Source organism: Micromonospora thermarum (assembly GCF_012034245.1).
Classification (GTDB): Bacteria; Actinomycetota; Actinomycetes; order Mycobacteriales; family Micromonosporaceae; genus Micromonospora; species Micromonospora thermarum.
On record NZ_JAATEO010000033.1, the window covers coordinates 24,360 to 41,139 of the forward strand.

A 16,780-nucleotide genomic window follows, 5' to 3' on the forward strand; every position below is an offset into this window, starting at 1 on the left:
CCCGACAAGGCCGTCCGCTCCGGGGCCGTTCCGGGCGATCGGTAGGGTGCACGGCGTGCCGGACCGTACCGAACCCGCCCAGACACCCGCCCCGGGCAGCGGCGACGACGCCGCCGGCCGCGGCGCGTCCCGCCGGCCCGTGGACGGCGTGCTCTTCGACTTCCACGGCACCCTCGCCCAGGTGGAGGAGGCCCGCGACTGGGTGACCGCGGCGGCGTCGGCGTGCGGGGTGACGCTGGACCGGGTCCGGGCGACCGCGCTGGCCGACCGGCTGCTCACCGCCGGGCGGGCCGGCGGCCCCCTGCCGGCCCGGGTGCCGCCCGCGCTGGCCGAGCTGTGGGCCGACCGGGACCTGTACCCGCACGCCCACCGTGGCGCGTACACCGGTCTCGCGGAGACGGTCGACGCGGGGATCGACGGGCTCGCCGAGGCGCTCTACGAGCGGCTGCTGGTGCCGGAGGGCTGGGTGCCGTATCCGGACACCGCTCCCACCCTGACCGCGCTGCGCGCCGCCGGAGTGCGGGTGGGCGTGGTCAGCAACATCGGGTTCGACATCCGGCCGCTGTTCGACGCCTGGGGGCTCACCGACCTCGTGGACGCGTTCGCCCTGTCGTACGAGGTGGGCCGGTGCAAGCCCGACCCGGGGATCTTCCTGCGCGCGTGCGGCATGCTGGGCGTCGACCCGGAGCGCGCCCTGATGGTCGGTGACACGCCGGCCGACGCGGGGGCGGTGGCCGCCGGCTGCGCCGTGCTGGTGCTCCCGGCCGCCGACGCCGGCCGCCGCAACGGCCTCGGCGCGGTGCTGGACCTGGCCGGACCCGGCTGACGCCTGCGCCGACGTCGCGGCGCGGCCCGGGCGGCGGTCACCCGCCCACGGTCTCCCGGGCCAGCGCCACCAGGTCGGCGACGGCCGGGTGACCGGGCGGCTCGCGCCAGGCCAGCAGGACGGTCACCTCCGGGGCGTCCGTCAACGGCAGGTAGGCCACCGCCGGGCTGGGGTACGTGGCGGCGGTCGCCGAGGTGGTCACCCCCACGGCGCGGCCGGCGCTGATCGCGGCCAGCCAGTCGTCGGTGTTGGCGACCTGGACCACCGTGCTGGGAGCGTGACCGGCGGGCCACAGGTCCAGCGTCGTGGTGCCGGTCTCGACGTTCACGGCGATCGGCTGGTCCACCAGGTCGGCCAGGGTCAGGCTGGCCCGCCCGGCCAACGGGCTGTCCGCGGGCACGGTGGCGAGGCGCGGTTCGGAGAGCAGCCGGTGCGCCCGCACCCCGGCCAGGTCGACCGGCTGCCGCAGGACGGCCACGTCGACCCGGCCCTGGGCCAGCCCGGCGCTGCGCTCGTCGATGCGCAGCAGCTCCAGCGGTGTCTCCGGGTGCTCCTGCCGCCACCGCCGCAGCAGCGCGACGGTGTGCTCGCCCAGCGCCGACCAGGCGTGCCCGAGCCGGATCGGCCGGCCGCCGACGTGGAGCGGGTCGAGCACGTCGTCGACCGCCGCCACCGCGGCGGCGGCGCGGTCGCGGTACGCCCGGCCCACGGCCGTGAGCTCCAGGTGGTGGGTGGAGCGGTCGACCAGGCGTACGCCGAGATGGGTTTCGAGCTGGCGCAGCGTACGGGACAGCGCGGGCTGGGTGAGCCGGAGCCGGACCGCCGCGCGGGTGATGCTGCCCTCCTCGGCGATGGCGAGGAGGGCCCGCAGGTGGCGCAGCTCCACGGTCATAACCTGGAAGCATAAGCAGGCCCGGACGGGCATTTCCCCCGGCCGCCGACGGCCCCTAGCGTCGACGGTGTGACCGACACGCTGCTCCCCGACCGGCCGACGCCCGGCCCCGTGCCGACCCGGCGACCGCGCGGCGGCCTCGGCCCGGTGGGGCTCGTGCTCGGCGGGGCGCTGTCGGTGCAGTTCGGGTCGGCCGTCGCCGCCCTGCTCTTCCCGCGCTCCGGGGTCGCCGGGGCGGTGACGCTGCGGCTGACCGTGGGCGCCGTGCTGCTGCTGGTGGCGTGCCGGCCCCGACTCCGGGGACACGGCCGAGCCGACTGGGCGGCGGCCGCCGCGTTCGGTGTGGCGCTGGCCGGCATGAACTCGCTGTTCTACCAGGCCATCGAACGCGTCCCGCTGGGCCCGGCGGTGACCCTGGAGGTGCTCGGTCCGCTGGCGCTGTCGGTCGTCACCGCCCGCCGTGCGGCGAGCTGGGCCTGCGCGGTGCTCGCCCTCGCCGGGGTGGCGCTGCTCGGCCAGGGAGGCTTCGAGCGGCTCGACCCCGTCGGCGCCGCTCTCGCGCTCGGCGCGGGCGCCATGTGGGCCGCGTACATCGTGCTCAGCGCCCGGGTCGGTCGCCGCTTCCCGGGGGCCGACGGGCTGGCCCTGGCGCTGACCGTCGCCGCCCTGCTCACCCTGCCGATCGGGGTGGCCGACGCCGGTTCCGCACTGCTGGACCCGGTGGTGCTGGCGCTGGGCGGGGCGGTCGCGGTGCTCTCCTCGGTGGTGCCGTACACCATGGAACTGTTCGCCCTGCGCCGGCTGCCCACCGCCACCTTCGCCGTGCTGATGAGCCTCGGTCCGGCCATCGCCGCCCTGGCCGGCTGGCTGGTGCTGCGGCAGGCGTTGACGGTGGCCGAGGTGCTGGCGATCGGCCTGGTGATCGCCGCCAGCGTCGGCGCGGTCCGGGTCAGCGCAGCAGCCGCACCGCACCCGGAACCACGGTGATCGTCACCGGTAGGTCGACCGCCCGCTCGCCGTCGGCGTACGTGGTGATGCCCTCCGCGGCCACCTCGACGGTCCGCGCCCGGTAGCTGCGCACCAGCGGGTGCTCGACGTGTGTGCCCTGGTAGATGCGCGGCTTCACCCGCATGAGCGTGCGCCGGTCGAACCGCCCGCCCACCACGACGTCGAGCAGCCCGTCGGTGGGATCGGCGGCGGGACAGATCCGCATGCCGCCGCCGTACGTGGGGCAGTTGCCGACCGCCACGAGGACGGCGTCGACCTCGTGGGTCTCCCCGTCCAGGCGCAGCGTGTAGCGGCGGGGGCGCAGGCGGGCCAGTTCCACCAGGATGGCCAGGTCGTAGCGGCGCGGGCCGCGGGGCCAGCGCATCCGGTTGGCCCGCTCGTTGACGATCGCGTCGAAACCGGCGGCCAGCACCGCCCCGTACCAGCGGCGGGTGCCGTCGGCGGCGGTGACCCGGGCGAGGTCGACCGGGTGGGACCGACCGTCCCGCACAGCCGCCGCGATCACGTTCGCCGCCGCGAGCGGGTCGGCCGGAAAACCCGTGTCGACGGCGAAGTCGTTGCCGGTGCCCGCCGGCACCGCTCCGAACGGCACGGACGTGCCCGCCACCGCCTGCAGGGCCAGGTGCACGGTGCCGTCACCGCCGACCGCGACCAGGCCGGACGCCCCCTCCGCCACCGCCTCGTGGCACGCCGCCTGGGCCTCCACCGCGCTCCGCGCCTCCAGCATCCGCACCGGCCGCCCGGCGGCCGCGAGCCGCTCCAGCACCTGGGGCAGCAGCCCCAGGTGGCGTCCCCGGCCGGCGGTGGGATTGGCGAGGACGGCGACGGGCCCGCCGGCGGCGGAAGGGTGATCGGCTGCGGTCACGGCGAGCACCGTACCCGCCGCTGCGGCCCTGCGCGCCGGCCGGCCGACCAGACATCGCCGTACGGGGGTCTAGGCCAGGCCCGACTGGTAGGCGAAGACGACGAGCTGGGCCCGGTCCCGGGCGCCGAGCTTGACCATCGCCCGGCTGACGTGGGTACGGGCGGTGGCCGGGCTGACCACCAACCGCTCGGCGATCTCGTGGTTGGTGAGGCCCTGCGCGACCAGGGCGACGACCTCACGCTCGCGGTCGGTCAGCTGGCCGAGCCGCGGGTGTGGCGTGACGGCGCGCGGGGCCCGGCTGACGAACTCCCCGATCAGGGTACGGGTGACCGAGGGCGACAGCAGGGCACCACCGTCGGTGACGGTGCGGATCGCCTCGATCAGCCGGGCGGGCGGGGTGTCCTTGAGCAGGAAACCGCTGGCACCGTGCCGCAGGGCGTCGAAGACGTACCGGTCGTGCTCGAAGGTCGTCAGGACGATCACCCGCGTGTCGGACAGGTCGGGCCGGGCGGCGATGCGCCGGGTGGCCTCCAGTCCGTCCACGCCGGGCATCCGGATGTCCATCAGGACAACGTCCGGGAGGGTACGCACCGCCGCCTCCACGGCGCCGAGCCCGTCGGCCGCCTCGCCCGCGACCGTGAACCCGTCCTCGTTGTCCAGGAGAGTGCGCAGCCCGAGCCGCACCAGGTCCTGATCGTCGACCAGCAGCACCGAGATCATGTCCGCCTCCGCTCCCGGTCGATGGTCTCACCGTGCTGCGCGTCGCACCCGTCCCCACGGCTTGAACACCGACAGCGTCATCGCGACGAGCACCGCCGTGGTCGAGACGATCGGCGGGAAGGCCATGTCGGTGAACTCCGGCAGTGGACGCCCGTCGGTGAGCGACGCCCGGGTGCCCTCGGTCAACTCCCGCACGCCGGGACTCAGCAGGGCGACGACCAGGGTGACCAGGACGACGTTGAGCACGAGTTTGACGGCCACCCACCAGTACCGCACCAGCCCGTACTTCGTGCCCAGACCGAGCAGGACGCCGGTGGCCAGGCACACCAGACCGGTGGCGGCGAGCGGCCAGGTCGCGAAGTGCCCGATCCCGGTGAGGGCCGCCGCGGCACCGAGATCGTCGCCGGAGCCGAACGCCGCGAGGACGAGCAGGCCGAGCACGATGTCGATGCCCAGCCACGCGCCGGCGGACGCGATGTGCAGCAGGAGCAGGAACCGACGGAGTCGCGGACCGGTGCGCCAGCGGGCCGCGGTGGTTCCCGGTCGTCCCGCGCGGGCCGGTCCGGTCATGGTGTCGCTCATGCCGCAATCCTCGGCCGGTCCGGCCCGGCGGGCATCGGCCCCGGAACGCATCCCCGCGTACGTCGAGGGACGTAGGCCCACCCGCAGCGGAGCCTCAGTCGCCGGTCGGGAAGGTGGCGTGTACGCGGAACCGTCCGGCGTCGTGCCCCACGGTCAGGTCACCGCCCACGTGCTCCACCCGCCGGCGCATGCCGTTGATGCCGAACCCCGCCACCACGGGCTCGCCCAGGACGTCCTGGTTGACCACCGTCACGTCCACCGCCCGGGGCAGGTAGGAGATGTCGATGCTCACGTGCGGGGTGGGCGGAGTGCTTCACGACGTTGGTCAGCGACTCCTGCAACACGCGGTAGGCGGCGACGTCGACGGCGGGCGGCAGCCGTCGGCGCCGGCCGTGCACCGCCAGGGCCACGGACACGCCGGCGGCCCGTACCCGCTCGCAGAGGTCGTCCAGGCGGTCCAGACCCGGAGTCGGCGCCCGGTCACCACTCCGCTGTCCCGCCCCGACCGGTGAGATGGCGGCGAGGGTCGCGCGCAACTCCGCCAGGGCGTCGGCGCTCGCCCGGCTGATCGCCTCCAGCGCGACCAGCGCCTGCGCGGGCTTGGTCCGCCGCAGGTGCAGCGCGATGTCCGCCTGCATCTGGATCGCCGCCAGGCCGTGGCCGACGATGTCGTGCACCTCCTGCGCCAGTCGCAGCCGCTCGGCGTCCAGCAGCCGGCGTTCGGTCTCCCGGCGTTCCCGCGCGCCGGCCTCCACCACGAGCCGGCGGGCCAGGCCCAGGCTGAACGGGACGGCCACCCAGGCCGACGCGGGAAACACGCCGAGCAGGCCCGGCAGCGCCGCGTCGTTGGTGAACAGGTGCACCAGCAGGACGGCCAACGCGCCGAGGCACCATGCCGCCGCCGGCACGGGCGGGCGCCGGCGTGCCACCGCGTACACGGCGACGGCGACGCTGAACATGATCGGTCCGTAGGGGTATCCGGCCGTCAGGTAGCCGGCGGTGGCGAGGGCGACCACGACGAGCACGGGCACCGGGCAGCGGCGGCGCGCGGCGGTCGCGAGCCCCGCGACGACGATCAGGCCGACTCCGAGCGGATCCAGGGTCTCGTCGGCCGCGGACACGCGGTCCACGTACGGCGCCGTCAGCAGGCCCACCACGGCGAGCCCGACCGCCGGCCCGACCTCGGCCAGCAGGGACCGCCGGGCCGACCAGCGTCGACCCGGCGGCCCGACCGTCCTGGGCTGACCCGGACTCACCGTGGGATCCCTCCGTCACCTCGATGGATACACCATCGCCGGGCCGCGGCGGGGACGCGACGGCCGGCGGACGTATCCCGCGGTACGTCCGGCGGCGTACGCGGACCCGGCGCTGCGCGTGGACCACCGGCGACAGGCAACGGGCGGTCCCGTTGACGGGACCGCCCGGGCAGCCGCGCGGACGGAACGGGTCCCGTCCCGCGACACGTCCGACGGTCACGGGACCAGAACGACCACCACCGGGCGGAGCGGCCGGAGGGCCGGACGACCGCACGGGCGGGTCCGCCGGGACTCAGCCGGGCCGCGCGTCCGTTCCCGAGAGCCGGTCACCGGGCGCCACCGACGGGCGTACGGGGACGGAAAACGACACGAGCCCCCGGGCGGGGGCTCGTGTCGTCACCGGTGCCGCCGGCGCGGTCAGGTCATCTCGTCGTAGCGGCGGTCGATCGGTGCCGGCTTCGCGATCGGCTCCGGTGCGGCGATCGGGGCGCTCGCCTCGACCCGTTGCCCCGCCTCGACCGGCTCGGCGTCGAACTCCAGCGGCGACACCTCGTCGTCGGCGATGCCGGCGTAGATCTCCTTGCCGCGTCCCTTGCGCCTGTCGTTGAGGAACGCGACGCCGACCGCGGCGAAGTACAGCGCGCAGAGGCAGATGGCGAGCGCCGTCATGCCGAACGGATCCGGGGTGGGGGTCACCACCGCCGAGAAGGCGAAGAAGACGAACACCGCCACTCGCCACCAGCTCAGCAGCCGCTTGGCGCTGGCGATGCCGACGAAGTTGAGCATCAGCACGATGAGCGGGAACTCGAACGCCACCCCGAACAGCAGGATCAGGTTGGTGACGAACGAGACGTACCGGGTGATGTCCAGGGTGGTGTTGATGTCGCTGCCGGAGATGTCCAGCAGGAACTCCAGGCCCTTGGCGGTGACGAAGTACGCCAGCACCGCGCCGGCGGCGAACAGTGGCGCCGCCAGCCCGGTGAAGACGTACGCGTAGCGCCGCTCGTGCCGGTGCAGGCCGGGCGCGATGAACGCCCACAGCTGGTAGAGCCAGACCGGCGCGGCGATGATCAGACCGACCCAGAGGCCGATCTTCAGGTTGAGCAGGAACAGGTCCGCGGGACCGAGCTGGACGAAGTCGCACGCCCCGTTGGTGGTCTGCGCCTGCGGCAGGTCGCAGTACGGCTTCTTGAGCACGTTGAGCACCGGGCCGGCGAGCCAGATGCCGAAGCCGAAGCCGACGAGGATCGCCAGCGACGCCTTGAACAGCCGGTTGCGCAGCTCGCGGACGTGCTCGATCAGCGTCATCGAGCCGTCCGCGGCCCGCTCGAACTTGCTCGGACCGCGCTTACGCAGGGCGAAGGCCACGGTGGTCGGGCCCTTCGGTCAGTTGTCGCGGACGCGCTGCACCGGGTCGACGACCGGCTGCTGCGGCGGGGCCTGGTGGGGCGCCTGCTGACCGTACTGGGCCTGCTGCGGCGTCTGCTGTGCCTGCGGCGGCAGCGGCTGGTAACCGGCCTGCGCGTCGGCCTTCTCGGCCAGGTCGCGGTCGTCGTCGTGCAGGCTCTTGGTCTCGGCCTTGATGATCCGCAGCGAACGGCCCAGCGAACGGGCCGCGTCGGGGAGCCGCTTCGCGCCGAAGAGCAGGATCAGCACGACCACGAGTACGGCGATGTGCCACGGCTTGAGGGCACCCATGGGAAGCTCCAGTCGCTCTGTGTCGGGCAGGGGTGGTACCGCAGCCCATCGTACGTGCGTCGTGGGACGTTGCCACCCGCCGGGCGGTGAGGGATCCTCCCGGCCGGTGAAGTCTTGACCAACCCCCGATGTCCCGTCAACCGCCGGAGCGTGCCGTTCCGTGCGCGGAACGGCACGAAACCGCGCACGATCGCGACGAAGATCGATCAGTCGCCGCGCTTCGCCTTGATGACGGCGAGCCGGCGCTGCGTGGTGTCCAGGCGCTCCTGCAGCGCCTCGGCCCGGACCTGGAGGGCCTCGGCGGCCTCCTGGAGGGCCTCCGCCTCACCGGCGCGTCGTTGCAGCGCCAAGGCGGCGCGGCGCAGCCGGGGCAGCCGGGCCACGACCGGCCGGACGGCCAGGCCGAGCAGCACGAGCGGGACCAGCACCAGCGCGACCACGATCCACGTCACCACGGCGGCCAGCCTACTGGGTGGGGGCCGCCACCGCCGGGTCGGCCGTCGGCGGGTCGGCCGGGTCCCGTGGGGGCGGCGGCGTCGCGTACGCGTCGAGGGCCGCGACCGCCGCCGCGTGCACCTGCGTGGCCAGCTCGGCCGGGGCGACCACGGTGACGTCCGGGCCGAGGCCCAGCACGAAGCGACGCGCCCAGCCCAGGTCGGTGACGCGCAGCGACACCAGCCACTGGTCCCCGTCGCCCTCCTCGACCCGCTCGCACGGGTAGTACTCGGTGATCCACCGCTCGCCCCGGCCGATCCGCAGGGTGACCAGCGGCAGGTCCGGCGAGGGCCGGAAGACGCCCTCGGTGAGGTCGTGCGGGCGGGCCTGCGGCGGCACCCGGGCCGGCTCGTCCAGCAGCGTCACCGCGTCGATGCGGTCCGCCCGGAACAGGCGCATGCCCTCGGCCCGGCGGCACCACGCCTCCACGTATCCCCGGCCGCCGACCATGAGCATCCGCAGCGGGTCGACCACCCGGTCGGTCGTCTCGTCCCGGGCGGCCGTGTAGTAGGTGATCCGCAGGGCCCGGCCGCTCTCCACCGCCGCCCGCAGCTCCGCCACCTTGCGGGTGTCGGCCGGCAGCCGGACGGCGACCGGGGCGCCCACCAGGTCACCCGCCGCGTTCTCGATCTTGGCGAGGGCGCGCTCCACGGCCTCCCGGTTGGCCACGCCCGGCGTCTCGGCGAGCATCCGCAGCGCCACGACCAGGGCGAGGGCCTCGTCCGGGGTGAGCCGCAGCGGCCGGTCGATCCCCGCGTCGTAGGTGATCGTCACGCGGTCCCCGTCGAACGCCATGTCGATCAGGTCGCCCGGGCCGTACCCGGGCAGCCCGCAGACCCACAGCAGCTCCAGGTCCTCCCGCAGCTGCCGCTCGGTGACGCCCAGGTCGGCGGCCGCCTCGGCGATCTCGATCCCCGGGCGGGCCAGCAGGTACGGAACGAGGTTGAGCAGGCGGGCCAGCCGGTCGGCGGACGTGCGGGAGCCGCCGCGGGCGGCGGGCCGGGTCACCGGGCACCCCCGGCGACGGCGAGGTCGTCGTGGCGGGCGGCGATCTCCTTCAGCCGCTGGATGACCGCCTCGCGCACCTCCGGCGGGTCGAGCACCCGCACGTCCGGCCCGTACCCGACGAGCTGGCCGGCGAGGAAGTCCGGGTCGGCGTACGGCAGGACCAGCCGGTCGCCGTCCGGCCCGGAACTCGTCGCCACCGCCCAGCGGCGCAGCCCGGCGGCCCGGCCCGGGGTGGCGAGGACCGTGGCGCGGCCGGTGCGCTCGACCGGGCCGGACCAGCGGGCGACGTGACTGATCAGGTCGACCCCGGCCGGCGGCTCGTACGCGCCCGGGCGGCCCGTCACCCGCACCGCTCCCACCACCCGGGAGAGGCGGAAGCAGCGGGTGGCCGCCCGGTCCAGGTCGTGCCCGACGACGTACCACCGGCCCCGCCAGCAGACCACGCCCCACGGCTGCAACCGGCGGCGGGACGGCTCGTCGCGGTCCGGGACCCGGTAGTCGAAGCTCACCTCGCGGCGGTCCCGCGCGGCGGCGGTCAGCGGCGCGAAGGCCGGGTCGACCGTCACCATCGGCTCCAGGCCGAGGGTGGCCTGCGGGTCCACGTCGACGCCGGCGGCGCGCAGCTTCGCCAGCCCCGAGGAGGCGGCGGCGGCCAGGCCGGCGTGCTGCCAGAGCCGGGCGGCGATGCCCACCGCCGCGGCCTCGTCCGGTTCGAGGGGGATGTCGGGCAGCGCGTACTCCCGCCGGGCGATCCGGTAGCCGGGCTCGACGTCGAACGCGCTGGCCGTCCCCGTCTCCAGCGGGACGCCCAGCTCGCGCAGCTCGGCCTTGTCCCGTTCGAACTTGCGCTGGAACGCCTCGTGGTCGCGCGCGTCGTGCGGATCGTGCTCGTAGCCGGGCACGGTCGCGGCGATCTGCGCGGCGGTCAGGAACCGCCGCGTGGACAGTAGGCAGATCACCAGGTTGACCAGGCGTTCGGTGCGGGTCCGCGACACGGTACGACGCTAGCAGCCGGCACGCCGAACACGTGTACCCCGCGCGCCGCGCGTCACCGCCGTCACCCGACGTGTGATCGTCGCCGGCCGTAGGGTGACCGCGTGGCGGCGCCGGGGGGCAGGACCGAGAGCGTGGGGACGGTCGTGGTCGCGGGCGCCGCCAACCTCGCCGTCGCGGTCGCCAAGCTGGTCGCCGGGCTGATCTCCGGCTCGGCGGCCATGCTGTCCGAGGCCGCCCACTCGGTCGCCGACACCACCACCGAGGTGCTGCTCTACCTGGCGCTGCGCCGCGGCTCGCGGCCCCCCGACACCCGGCACCCGTTCGGGTACGGCATGGAGAGCTACGTCTGGGCGTTGCTCGCGGCCCTGTTCACCTTCGTCGCCGGGGCTGGCTTCGCGGTCACCCACGGCGTCACCACGATCCTCGTCCACGAGCACAGCGGCGACTACCTCGCCTCGTACGTGGTGCTGGCCGTCTCGTTCGCGATCGAGTCGGTCTCGCTGGCCCGCGCGGTCCGCCAGGTGCGCCGCGAGTCGCGCCGCTGGCGCACCACACCGCGTCGGTTCCTGCGGCTGACCGCCGACACCACCGTCAAGGCGGTCTTCCTGGAGGACAGCGCGGCGCTGATCGGGCTGCTGCTGGCCGCCGCCGGGGTGGCCCTGTCGGAGCTGACCGGCGACGAACTCTACGACGGCATCGCCTCGATCCTCATCGGCGTCCTGCTGCTGGTGGTGGCGAGCATCCCCGCGTACAGCAACGTCTCGCTGCTGGTCGGCCGGGCGGTGCCGGCGCGGCTGCGCGGGGAGATCGCCGACGAGGTGGCCGGCCTGCCCGCGGTCCGCCGCGTCGAGACGCTGCTCACCATGCAGCTCGGCCCCGCCGACATCCTCGTCGCCGCCAAGGTCGACTTCGCCGACGACGCCAGCGGCGCGACCATCGAGGCCACCGCCGACGAGGCCGAACGCCGGCTCACCGCCCGCTACCCGGAGATCCGCTACGTCTTCCTCGACCCGACCGCCACCCCGGGCACCGGTCACGCCGACCGTGACCGCTAGCGTCCACCGCATGGTGCGATGGCGGGCGGGAACCGTGGCGGCGCTGCGGCGCGAGTGGACCGGCGCGGTCGAGCTGGACGTCGCGCTCGGCGACGGTACGGCGATGCGCGCCCTCGCGTACCCCGACCTGGTCGGCCGGCCGCAGGTCGGCGACCGCGTGCTGCTCAACGCCGGGGCCCTGCTGATGGGTCTCGGGACCGGCGGGTACGCCCTCGTCGTGGCCCTGCCGGACCGGCTGCCGCCGGACCCGCCCGCACCGGCCGACAACCGCGACGCCGGCCACCTGGTCAAGGCCCGCTACACGCCGTTGCAGCCGATCCTGCTCGGCGTGGACGAGGAGGCGTCCCCACACCGGGCGGTCCTGGCCGACGCCGACGACCTGGCCGGGCTGCCGGTGGTCACCGCCGACCTGCACTCCGCCCTCCCGGCGGTCCTCGCCGGGATCCGCGCCGACGCTCCCGACGCCCGGGTGGCGTACCTGCTCACCGACGGTGGCGCGCTGCCCGCCTGGTTCTCCCGCACCCTCGCCGGGCTGCGCGGTCACCTGGCCGGCACGGTCAGCGTCGGGCAGGCCTTCGGCGGGGACCTGGAGGCCAGCACCCTGCACAGCGGGCTGCTCGCCGCCCGGCACGTGCTGCACGCCGACGTGGCGGTCGTCGCCCAGGGGCCCGGCAACCTCGGCACCGGCACCCGCTGGGGATTCTCCGGTGTCGCCGTCGGGGAGGCGGTCAACGCGGTCGCCGCGCTGGGCGGGCGGCCGATCGGGTCGCTGCGCATCTCCGACGCCGATCCCCGCCCCCGCCACCGCGGCGTGTCCCACCACAGCATCACCGCGTACGGCCGGGTGGCCCTGGCCCGCGCGGTGCTGGTGGTGCCCGACGGCCTGGACCCGGCGCTGGCCGGGGAGGTCGACGCGGCGCTCGTGCCCCTCGCGGACCGGCACGACCTGGTCCGGGTTCCCGTCGACGGCCTCGACGCCGCCCTGCGCGCCAGCCCGGTGCCGCTGTCCACCATGGGTCGGGGTCTGGACGCGGACCACGCCTACTTCCTCGCCGCCGCCGCGGCCGGCCGGCACGCCGCCCGACAGCTGACCTGAGCGGCCCGAGCGGGCGGCTGTGCGGAGGTCAGGCCGGCCGGTAGCCGTGCCGGACGATCCGGCGGGCCGATATCTCGTATCCGGCGGGGTCGTCGGGAGCGAGCGTGCCGAGCCCGTCGACGTACCGGTTGAACATGCAGAAGGCCGCGGCGATGAGCACCGTGTCGTGGATCTCCAGATCCGTCGCGCCCGCCCGCCGGGCCCCGTCGACCAGCTCGGCCGTCACGTCCCGGCCGCTGCGCTGCACCGCGGCCGCGATGCGCAGCAGTGCCCGCAGCTTGCCGGTGATCGCCGCGGTCTCCGGATCGGCGCGGACCTGGTCCACCAGGCCCATGCCGGCCGGCAGCTGCGCGGCGGCGGTCGCCGAGTGGGAGGCGCAGCAGAAACGGCACTCGTTGAGGCCGGACACGTACGCCGCGATCAGCTCCCGCTCGCCCGGGGTCAGCGTCGGGTGCGGCGCCCGCAGGAGGGTCTCCGCCAGCTCGTTGAGCGGCCGGGCCGTCTCCGGGCGGTACCGCATCGGCCCGACGATGCCGGGATGGGCCCGCTCGTCGAGCCCGAGGTCGATGTGCGCCACGCGTACCTCCCCGCCGCCGTCGGGCGGTGACGCCCGACGCTCCGACGGTGCCAGCCGGGCACGGCCCGGCGCAACTTCCCCGGTGCGGTGCGCCGCCGTGGCCGGGACGCGCACGGCACGCCCGTCCCGACCGGGCGGGTCAGTGCGCCGACCCGGCGGCGGCCGCCGCCTCCTCGCGGGCGCGGCGCTCGTCGAACTCCTCGTCGGATGCGGGCGGGCGGCCGCGGCGGCAACCGTCAGGTGGTGGGTGGGTCCGGGAGGCCGGCGGCGACGGCGTCGAAGGCCTCGGCCACGAGCTCCCGCAGCGGTCGGGAGCCGGGATCGCCGGTCCAGCGCAGCAGGGCCGTCCGGAACGCGGCGCCGGCGACGGCGGTGACGAGTGCCGGATGGCCGTGACCGGGGTCCACCCTTAGGCGGCCGGTCACGGCGGCGACGAGCGCCCGCTCCGACTCGGCGTTGCCGGCGACGAGCCGGGGCAGCAGCGACGGGTTGGCGGCGATGACCGCCAGCCGCAACCGCCACACCTCGCGGTCGGCCTCGATCCGCGCGACGACCTCGTCGAGGGCCAGCCGCACCGCCTCGAACGCGGACACCTCCGGCGCCGCCGCGGTCACCCGGGCGACCAGCAGGTCCCGGTCCGCCGTCGGGTCGCCGAGGAGCGCGTCGTCCTTGCTGGCGAAGTAGTTGAAGAACGTCCGCGCCGACACGTCGGCCGCCTCGCTGATCTCCTCGACCGTCACCTGGTCGAGGCCCCGCTCGGCGACCAGCCGCAGGGCGGCCTCGGTCAGCGCCGCGCGCGTCTGCCGCTTCTTGCGGTCGCGGCGGCCGTACTGGCCCTGATCGGCGGTGGTCACACCGGAACGCCACGAGCGATCTTGCACGGTGCGCAAACTTTTGTCGACTGAAGTGACGCGCCCGCAGGACGAATCAGGCGAAGACCACGATCGCCACCCAGGCGCCCACGACCAGCGCGAGCGCGAGCGCCAGCGCCCAGGTGGGCACGGTGTACTCGCCGCGACGGTTGCGTTCGATCTCGTCGCGGATCTTCTGGCGGCGGCGCTCGGCCCAGCTCTGCTTCTCGGAGCCCGGGCCGGCCGGTTCGGTAGGCATCATGGCGCCCGACAGCCTACCGGGCGGGCCGCCCGGGACGACGGACACCGTCCCGGGCGACCCGACACCGGTCACATGCTGGCGATCAGCCGCTCCACCCGCTCGTCGTACGCCCGGAACGGGTCCTTGCAGAGCACCGTGCGCTGCGCCTGGTCGTTCAGCTTCAGGTGCACCCAGTCGACGGTGAAGTCCCGCCGCTTCTCCTGGGCGTGCCGGATGAACTCGCCCCGCAGCCGCGCCCGCGTCGTCTGCGGCGGCGTCTCCTTCGCCTCGAAGATCTCCGGGTCGGTGGCCACCCGGTCCACCTCACCCCGCCGCTCCAGCAGCCCGTACAGGCCCCGGCCCCGCCGCAGGTCGTGGTACGCCAGGTCCATCTGCGCCACCCGGGGATGCGACAGCGGCAGGTCGTGCTTGCGCTGGTAACGCTCGATCAGCCGCAGCTTCGTCACCCAGTCGATCTCCCGGGCCACCGGCTCCAGGTCACCGGTCTCCACCGCCCGCAGCACCCGGCCCCACAGCTCCACCACCCGCTTCGCGGTCTGGTCGCCGCCGCGCCGCTCCACGAACTCGGTCGCCTTCGCCAGGTACTCCTGCTGGATCTCCAGGGCGCTGACCTCCTTGCCGGAGGCCAACCGCACCTTCCGCCGGCCGGTGATGTCGTGCGACACCTCGCGGATCGCCCGGATCGGGTTCTCCAGCGTCAGGTCCCGCATCACCACGCCCGCCTCGATCATCCGCAGCACGATGTCCGCCGTGCCGACCTTCAGCAGCGTGGTGACCTCGTTCATGTTCGAGTCGCCGACGATCACGTGCAGCCGGCGGTAGCGCTCCGCGTCCGCGTGCGGCTCGTCCCGGGTGTTGATGATCGGACGGCTGCGGGTCGTCGCCGACGACACGCCCTCCCAGATGTGCTCCGCCCGCTGCGACAGGCAGTACACCGCCCCGCGCGGCGTCTGCAGCACCTTCCCCGCCCCGCAGATCAACTGCCGGGTGACCAGGAACGGGATCAGCACGTCGGCCAGCCGGCCGAACTCACCGTGCCGCGAGACCAGGTAGTTCTCGTGGCAGCCGTACGAGTTGCCGGCCGAGTCGGTGTTGTTCTTGAACAGGTAGATCTCGCCCGCGATGCCCTCGTCGTGCAGCCGCTTCTCCGCGTCGACGAGCAGCCCCTCCAGGATCCGCTCACCGGCCCGGTCGTGCGCCACCAGGTCCACCACCGAGTCGCACTCCGGCGTCGCGTACTCGGGGTGCGACCCGACGTCCAGGTACAACCGGGCCCCGTTGCGCAGGAACACGTTGCTCGACCGGCCCCACGACACCACCCGCCGGAACAGGTACCGCGCGACCTCGTCGGGGGACAGTCGGCGCTGCCCGCGATAGGTGCAGGTGACGCCGTACTCGGTCTCGAGGCCGAAGATTCGCCGCTCCATGATGAGACATTAGCCGCCCGACGCCCCACATGGGCAGCGCTCGCCCCGCCCGTCCCACGCGGCGTCCCACCCGCGTCCGCCGGCTCGGTCCGGGCCACCCCCACCCGGAGGTACGGTGCGAGCCGTGAGGATCCTCGTCACCGGCGGCGCCGGGTTCATCGGCTCGGCGTACGTGCGGCGTCTGCTCGACGGCGCCGAGCCCACCCTGCGACCGGACCGGGTCACCGTGCTCGACTCGTTCACGTACGCCGGCACCGACGGCAGCCTCGACCCCGTCCGCGACGACCCCCGGCTGCACGTCGTCCACGGCGACGTCCGCGACGCCGACCTCGTCGACGACATCGTCACCGGGCACGACGTGATCGTCCACCTCGCCGCCGAGTCGCACGTGGACCGCTCCATCACCGGCGCGGCGCCCTTCGTCACCACCAACGTCGTCGGCACCCAGACCCTGCTCGACGCCGCGCTGCGGCACGGCACCCGCCGGTTCGTGCACGTCTCCACCGACGAGGTGTACGGCTCCATCGACCACGGCTCCTGGCCGCCGTCCGCGCCGCTGGACCCCAGCTCCCCGTACTCGGCCTCCAAGGCCGCCGCCGACCTGCTCACCCTCGCCTACCACCGCACCCACGGCCTCGACGTGGTCATCACCCGCGGCGCCAACACCTACGGCCCCTACCAGCACCCGGAGAAGGTGATCCCCCTCTTCGTCACCAACCTCCTCGACGGCCGCCCACTGCCGCTGTACGGCGACGGCGGCAACGTCCGCGACTGGCTGCACGTCGACGACCACTGCCACGGCATCGTCCTCGCGCACCAGGTCGGCCGGCCCGGCGGCGTCTACCACCTCGGCGGCGGCACCGAACTCGCCAACCGTGACCTCACCGCGCGACTGCTGGACGCGTTCGGCGCCGGCTGGGACCGGGTGACGCCGGTGGCCGACCGCAAGGGCCACGACCGGCGCTACTCACTCGACACCACCACCAGCCACCGCGAGCTCGGCTGGGCGCCCACCGTCGACTTCGACGCGGGGCTCGCCGCCACCATCGACTGGTACCGGGACAACCGGGCCTGGTGGGAGCCGCTCGCCAAGGCGTGAGCGCTCCCCCGCCGGCACGACCGGCACCGGGCGGCCGGCCGACGCCGAACGGCGCGCCGACGGCGGT

At 74.9% G+C, this 16,780-nt stretch carries 19 protein-coding genes; 5 read left to right on the forward strand and 14 right to left on the reverse strand.

Going from position 1 to position 16,780, the window contains the following annotated elements:
- Positions 1-55 precede the first annotated feature (55 nt).
- Positions 56-826: an HAD family hydrolase gene (locus HCJ94_RS24440; protein WP_168003390.1), complete on the forward strand. Its 771-nt coding sequence runs from the start codon at positions 56-58 to the stop codon at positions 824-826.
- 37 nt (positions 827-863) lie between these two features.
- On the opposite strand, the gene HCJ94_RS24445 is transcribed toward HCJ94_RS24440, so the two are convergent.
- Entirely contained in the window at positions 864-1,718 is an 855-nt protein-coding gene (locus HCJ94_RS24445) for a LysR family transcriptional regulator (protein WP_168003391.1), read from the reverse strand.
- Between the two features lie 69 nt (positions 1,719-1,787).
- Here HCJ94_RS24445 and HCJ94_RS24450 point away from each other — a divergent pair, with 69 nt between their 5' ends.
- The gene (locus HCJ94_RS24450) at positions 1,788-2,705 is read left to right on the forward strand and encodes an EamA family transporter (RefSeq protein ID WP_168003392.1); all 918 of its coding nucleotides are present in this window, start codon (positions 1,788-1,790) and stop codon (positions 2,703-2,705) included.
- Here HCJ94_RS24450 and HCJ94_RS24455 read toward each other — a convergent pair.
- The 9 genes from HCJ94_RS24455 to HCJ94_RS24495 all read right to left on the reverse strand — a co-directional run bounded on the left by HCJ94_RS24455 (position 2,668) and on the right by HCJ94_RS24495 (position 10,345).
- Positions 2,668-3,600, reverse strand: coding sequence for a diacylglycerol kinase (locus HCJ94_RS24455; RefSeq protein WP_168003393.1), 933 nt, complete (start codon positions 3,598-3,600; stop codon positions 2,668-2,670). The genes HCJ94_RS24450 and HCJ94_RS24455 overlap by 38 nt on opposite strands.
- 60 nt (positions 3,601-3,660) lie before the next feature.
- Entirely contained in the window at positions 3,661-4,311 is a 651-nt protein-coding gene (locus HCJ94_RS24460; protein ID WP_168003394.1) for a response regulator, read from the reverse strand.
- 27 nt (positions 4,312-4,338) lie between these two features.
- Complete coding sequence (locus HCJ94_RS24465) at positions 4,339-4,893, reverse strand: hypothetical protein (RefSeq protein ID WP_240944476.1); 555 nt, start codon at positions 4,891-4,893, stop codon at positions 4,339-4,341.
- A gap of 158 nt (positions 4,894-5,051) precedes the next feature.
- Positions 5,052-6,149, reverse strand: coding sequence for a sensor histidine kinase (locus tag HCJ94_RS30495; protein WP_168003395.1), 1,098 nt, complete (start codon positions 6,147-6,149; stop codon positions 5,052-5,054).
- A 417-nt stretch (positions 6,150-6,566) separates the two neighbouring features.
- Positions 6,567-7,517, reverse strand: a complete 951-nt coding sequence (tatC, locus tag HCJ94_RS24475; RefSeq protein ID WP_168003396.1) for a twin-arginine translocase subunit TatC — start codon at positions 7,515-7,517, stop codon at positions 6,567-6,569.
- Between the two features lie 18 nt (positions 7,518-7,535).
- Positions 7,536-7,847, reverse strand: coding sequence for a Sec-independent protein translocase subunit TatA (gene tatA / locus HCJ94_RS24480; protein ID WP_168003397.1), 312 nt, complete (start codon positions 7,845-7,847; stop codon positions 7,536-7,538).
- 206 nt (positions 7,848-8,053) lie between these two features.
- Positions 8,054-8,302, reverse strand: a complete 249-nt coding sequence (locus tag HCJ94_RS24485; RefSeq protein ID WP_168003398.1) for a hypothetical protein — start codon at positions 8,300-8,302, stop codon at positions 8,054-8,056.
- 10 nt (positions 8,303-8,312) lie between these two features.
- Positions 8,313-9,350, reverse strand: a complete 1,038-nt coding sequence (locus HCJ94_RS24490) for a helix-turn-helix transcriptional regulator (RefSeq protein ID WP_168003399.1) — start codon at positions 9,348-9,350, stop codon at positions 8,313-8,315.
- A complete protein-coding gene (locus tag HCJ94_RS24495; protein ID WP_168003400.1) occupies positions 9,347-10,345 on the reverse strand; it encodes a helix-turn-helix transcriptional regulator in 999 nt (332 codons plus the stop codon). The genes HCJ94_RS24490 and HCJ94_RS24495 overlap by 4 nt, the downstream gene beginning before the upstream one ends.
- 102 nt (positions 10,346-10,447) lie before the next feature.
- Between HCJ94_RS24495 and HCJ94_RS24500 the strand changes: the two genes are divergently transcribed.
- Positions 10,448-11,401, forward strand: coding sequence for a cation diffusion facilitator family transporter (locus HCJ94_RS24500; RefSeq protein ID WP_168003401.1), 954 nt, complete (start codon positions 10,448-10,450; stop codon positions 11,399-11,401).
- A 10-nt stretch (positions 11,402-11,411) separates the two neighbouring features.
- A complete protein-coding gene (locus tag HCJ94_RS24505; protein ID WP_168003402.1) occupies positions 11,412-12,497 on the forward strand; it encodes a DUF3866 family protein in 1,086 nt (361 codons plus the stop codon).
- Between the two features lie 28 nt (positions 12,498-12,525).
- Here the strand turns inward: HCJ94_RS24505 and HCJ94_RS24510 are convergent, their stop codons facing one another.
- The 4 genes from HCJ94_RS24510 to pafA all read right to left on the reverse strand — a co-directional run bounded on the left by HCJ94_RS24510 (position 12,526) and on the right by pafA (position 15,614).
- On the reverse strand, positions 12,526-13,074 hold the full coding sequence (locus HCJ94_RS24510; RefSeq protein WP_168003403.1) for a carboxymuconolactone decarboxylase family protein: 549 nt from the start codon (positions 13,072-13,074) through the stop codon (positions 12,526-12,528).
- Positions 13,075-13,310: 236 nt separating this feature from the next.
- Positions 13,311-13,928, reverse strand: a complete 618-nt coding sequence (locus HCJ94_RS24515; protein WP_168003404.1) for a TetR/AcrR family transcriptional regulator — start codon at positions 13,926-13,928, stop codon at positions 13,311-13,313.
- A 73-nt stretch (positions 13,929-14,001) separates the two neighbouring features.
- Positions 14,002-14,187, reverse strand: a complete 186-nt coding sequence (locus HCJ94_RS24520) for a hypothetical protein (RefSeq protein ID WP_168003405.1) — start codon at positions 14,185-14,187, stop codon at positions 14,002-14,004.
- A 68-nt stretch (positions 14,188-14,255) separates the two neighbouring features.
- A complete protein-coding gene (gene pafA, locus HCJ94_RS24525; RefSeq protein ID WP_088993761.1) occupies positions 14,256-15,614 on the reverse strand; it encodes a Pup--protein ligase in 1,359 nt (452 codons plus the stop codon).
- Between the two features lie 124 nt (positions 15,615-15,738).
- On the opposite strand from pafA, the gene rfbB reads away from it, so the two are divergent.
- Entirely contained in the window at positions 15,739-16,713 is a 975-nt protein-coding gene (gene rfbB, locus HCJ94_RS24530; protein ID WP_168003406.1) for a dTDP-glucose 4,6-dehydratase, read from the forward strand.
- Positions 16,714-16,780 lie beyond the last annotated feature (67 nt).

Coding starts and splice junctions, on each gene's coding strand:
- HCJ94_RS24460 (WP_168003394.1), bottom strand. CDS start 4,311: ATGATCTCGGTGCTGCTGGTCGACGATCAGGACCTGGTGCGGCTCGGG.
- HCJ94_RS24505 (WP_168003402.1), top strand. CDS start 11,412: ATGGTGCGATGGCGGGCGGGAACCGTGGCGGCGCTGCGGCGCGAGTGG.
- tatA (WP_168003397.1), bottom strand. CDS start 7,847: ATGGGTGCCCTCAAGCCGTGGCACATCGCCGTACTCGTGGTCGTGCTG.
- HCJ94_RS24465 (WP_240944476.1), bottom strand. CDS start 4,893: ATGAGCGACACCATGACCGGACCGGCCCGCGCGGGACGACCGGGAACC.
- HCJ94_RS24445 (WP_168003391.1), bottom strand. CDS start 1,718: ATGACCGTGGAGCTGCGCCACCTGCGGGCCCTCCTCGCCATCGCCGAG.
- pafA (WP_088993761.1), bottom strand. CDS start 15,614: ATGGAGCGGCGAATCTTCGGCCTCGAGACCGAGTACGGCGTCACCTGC.
- HCJ94_RS24520 (WP_168003405.1), bottom strand. CDS start 14,187: ATGATGCCTACCGAACCGGCCGGCCCGGGCTCCGAGAAGCAGAGCTGG.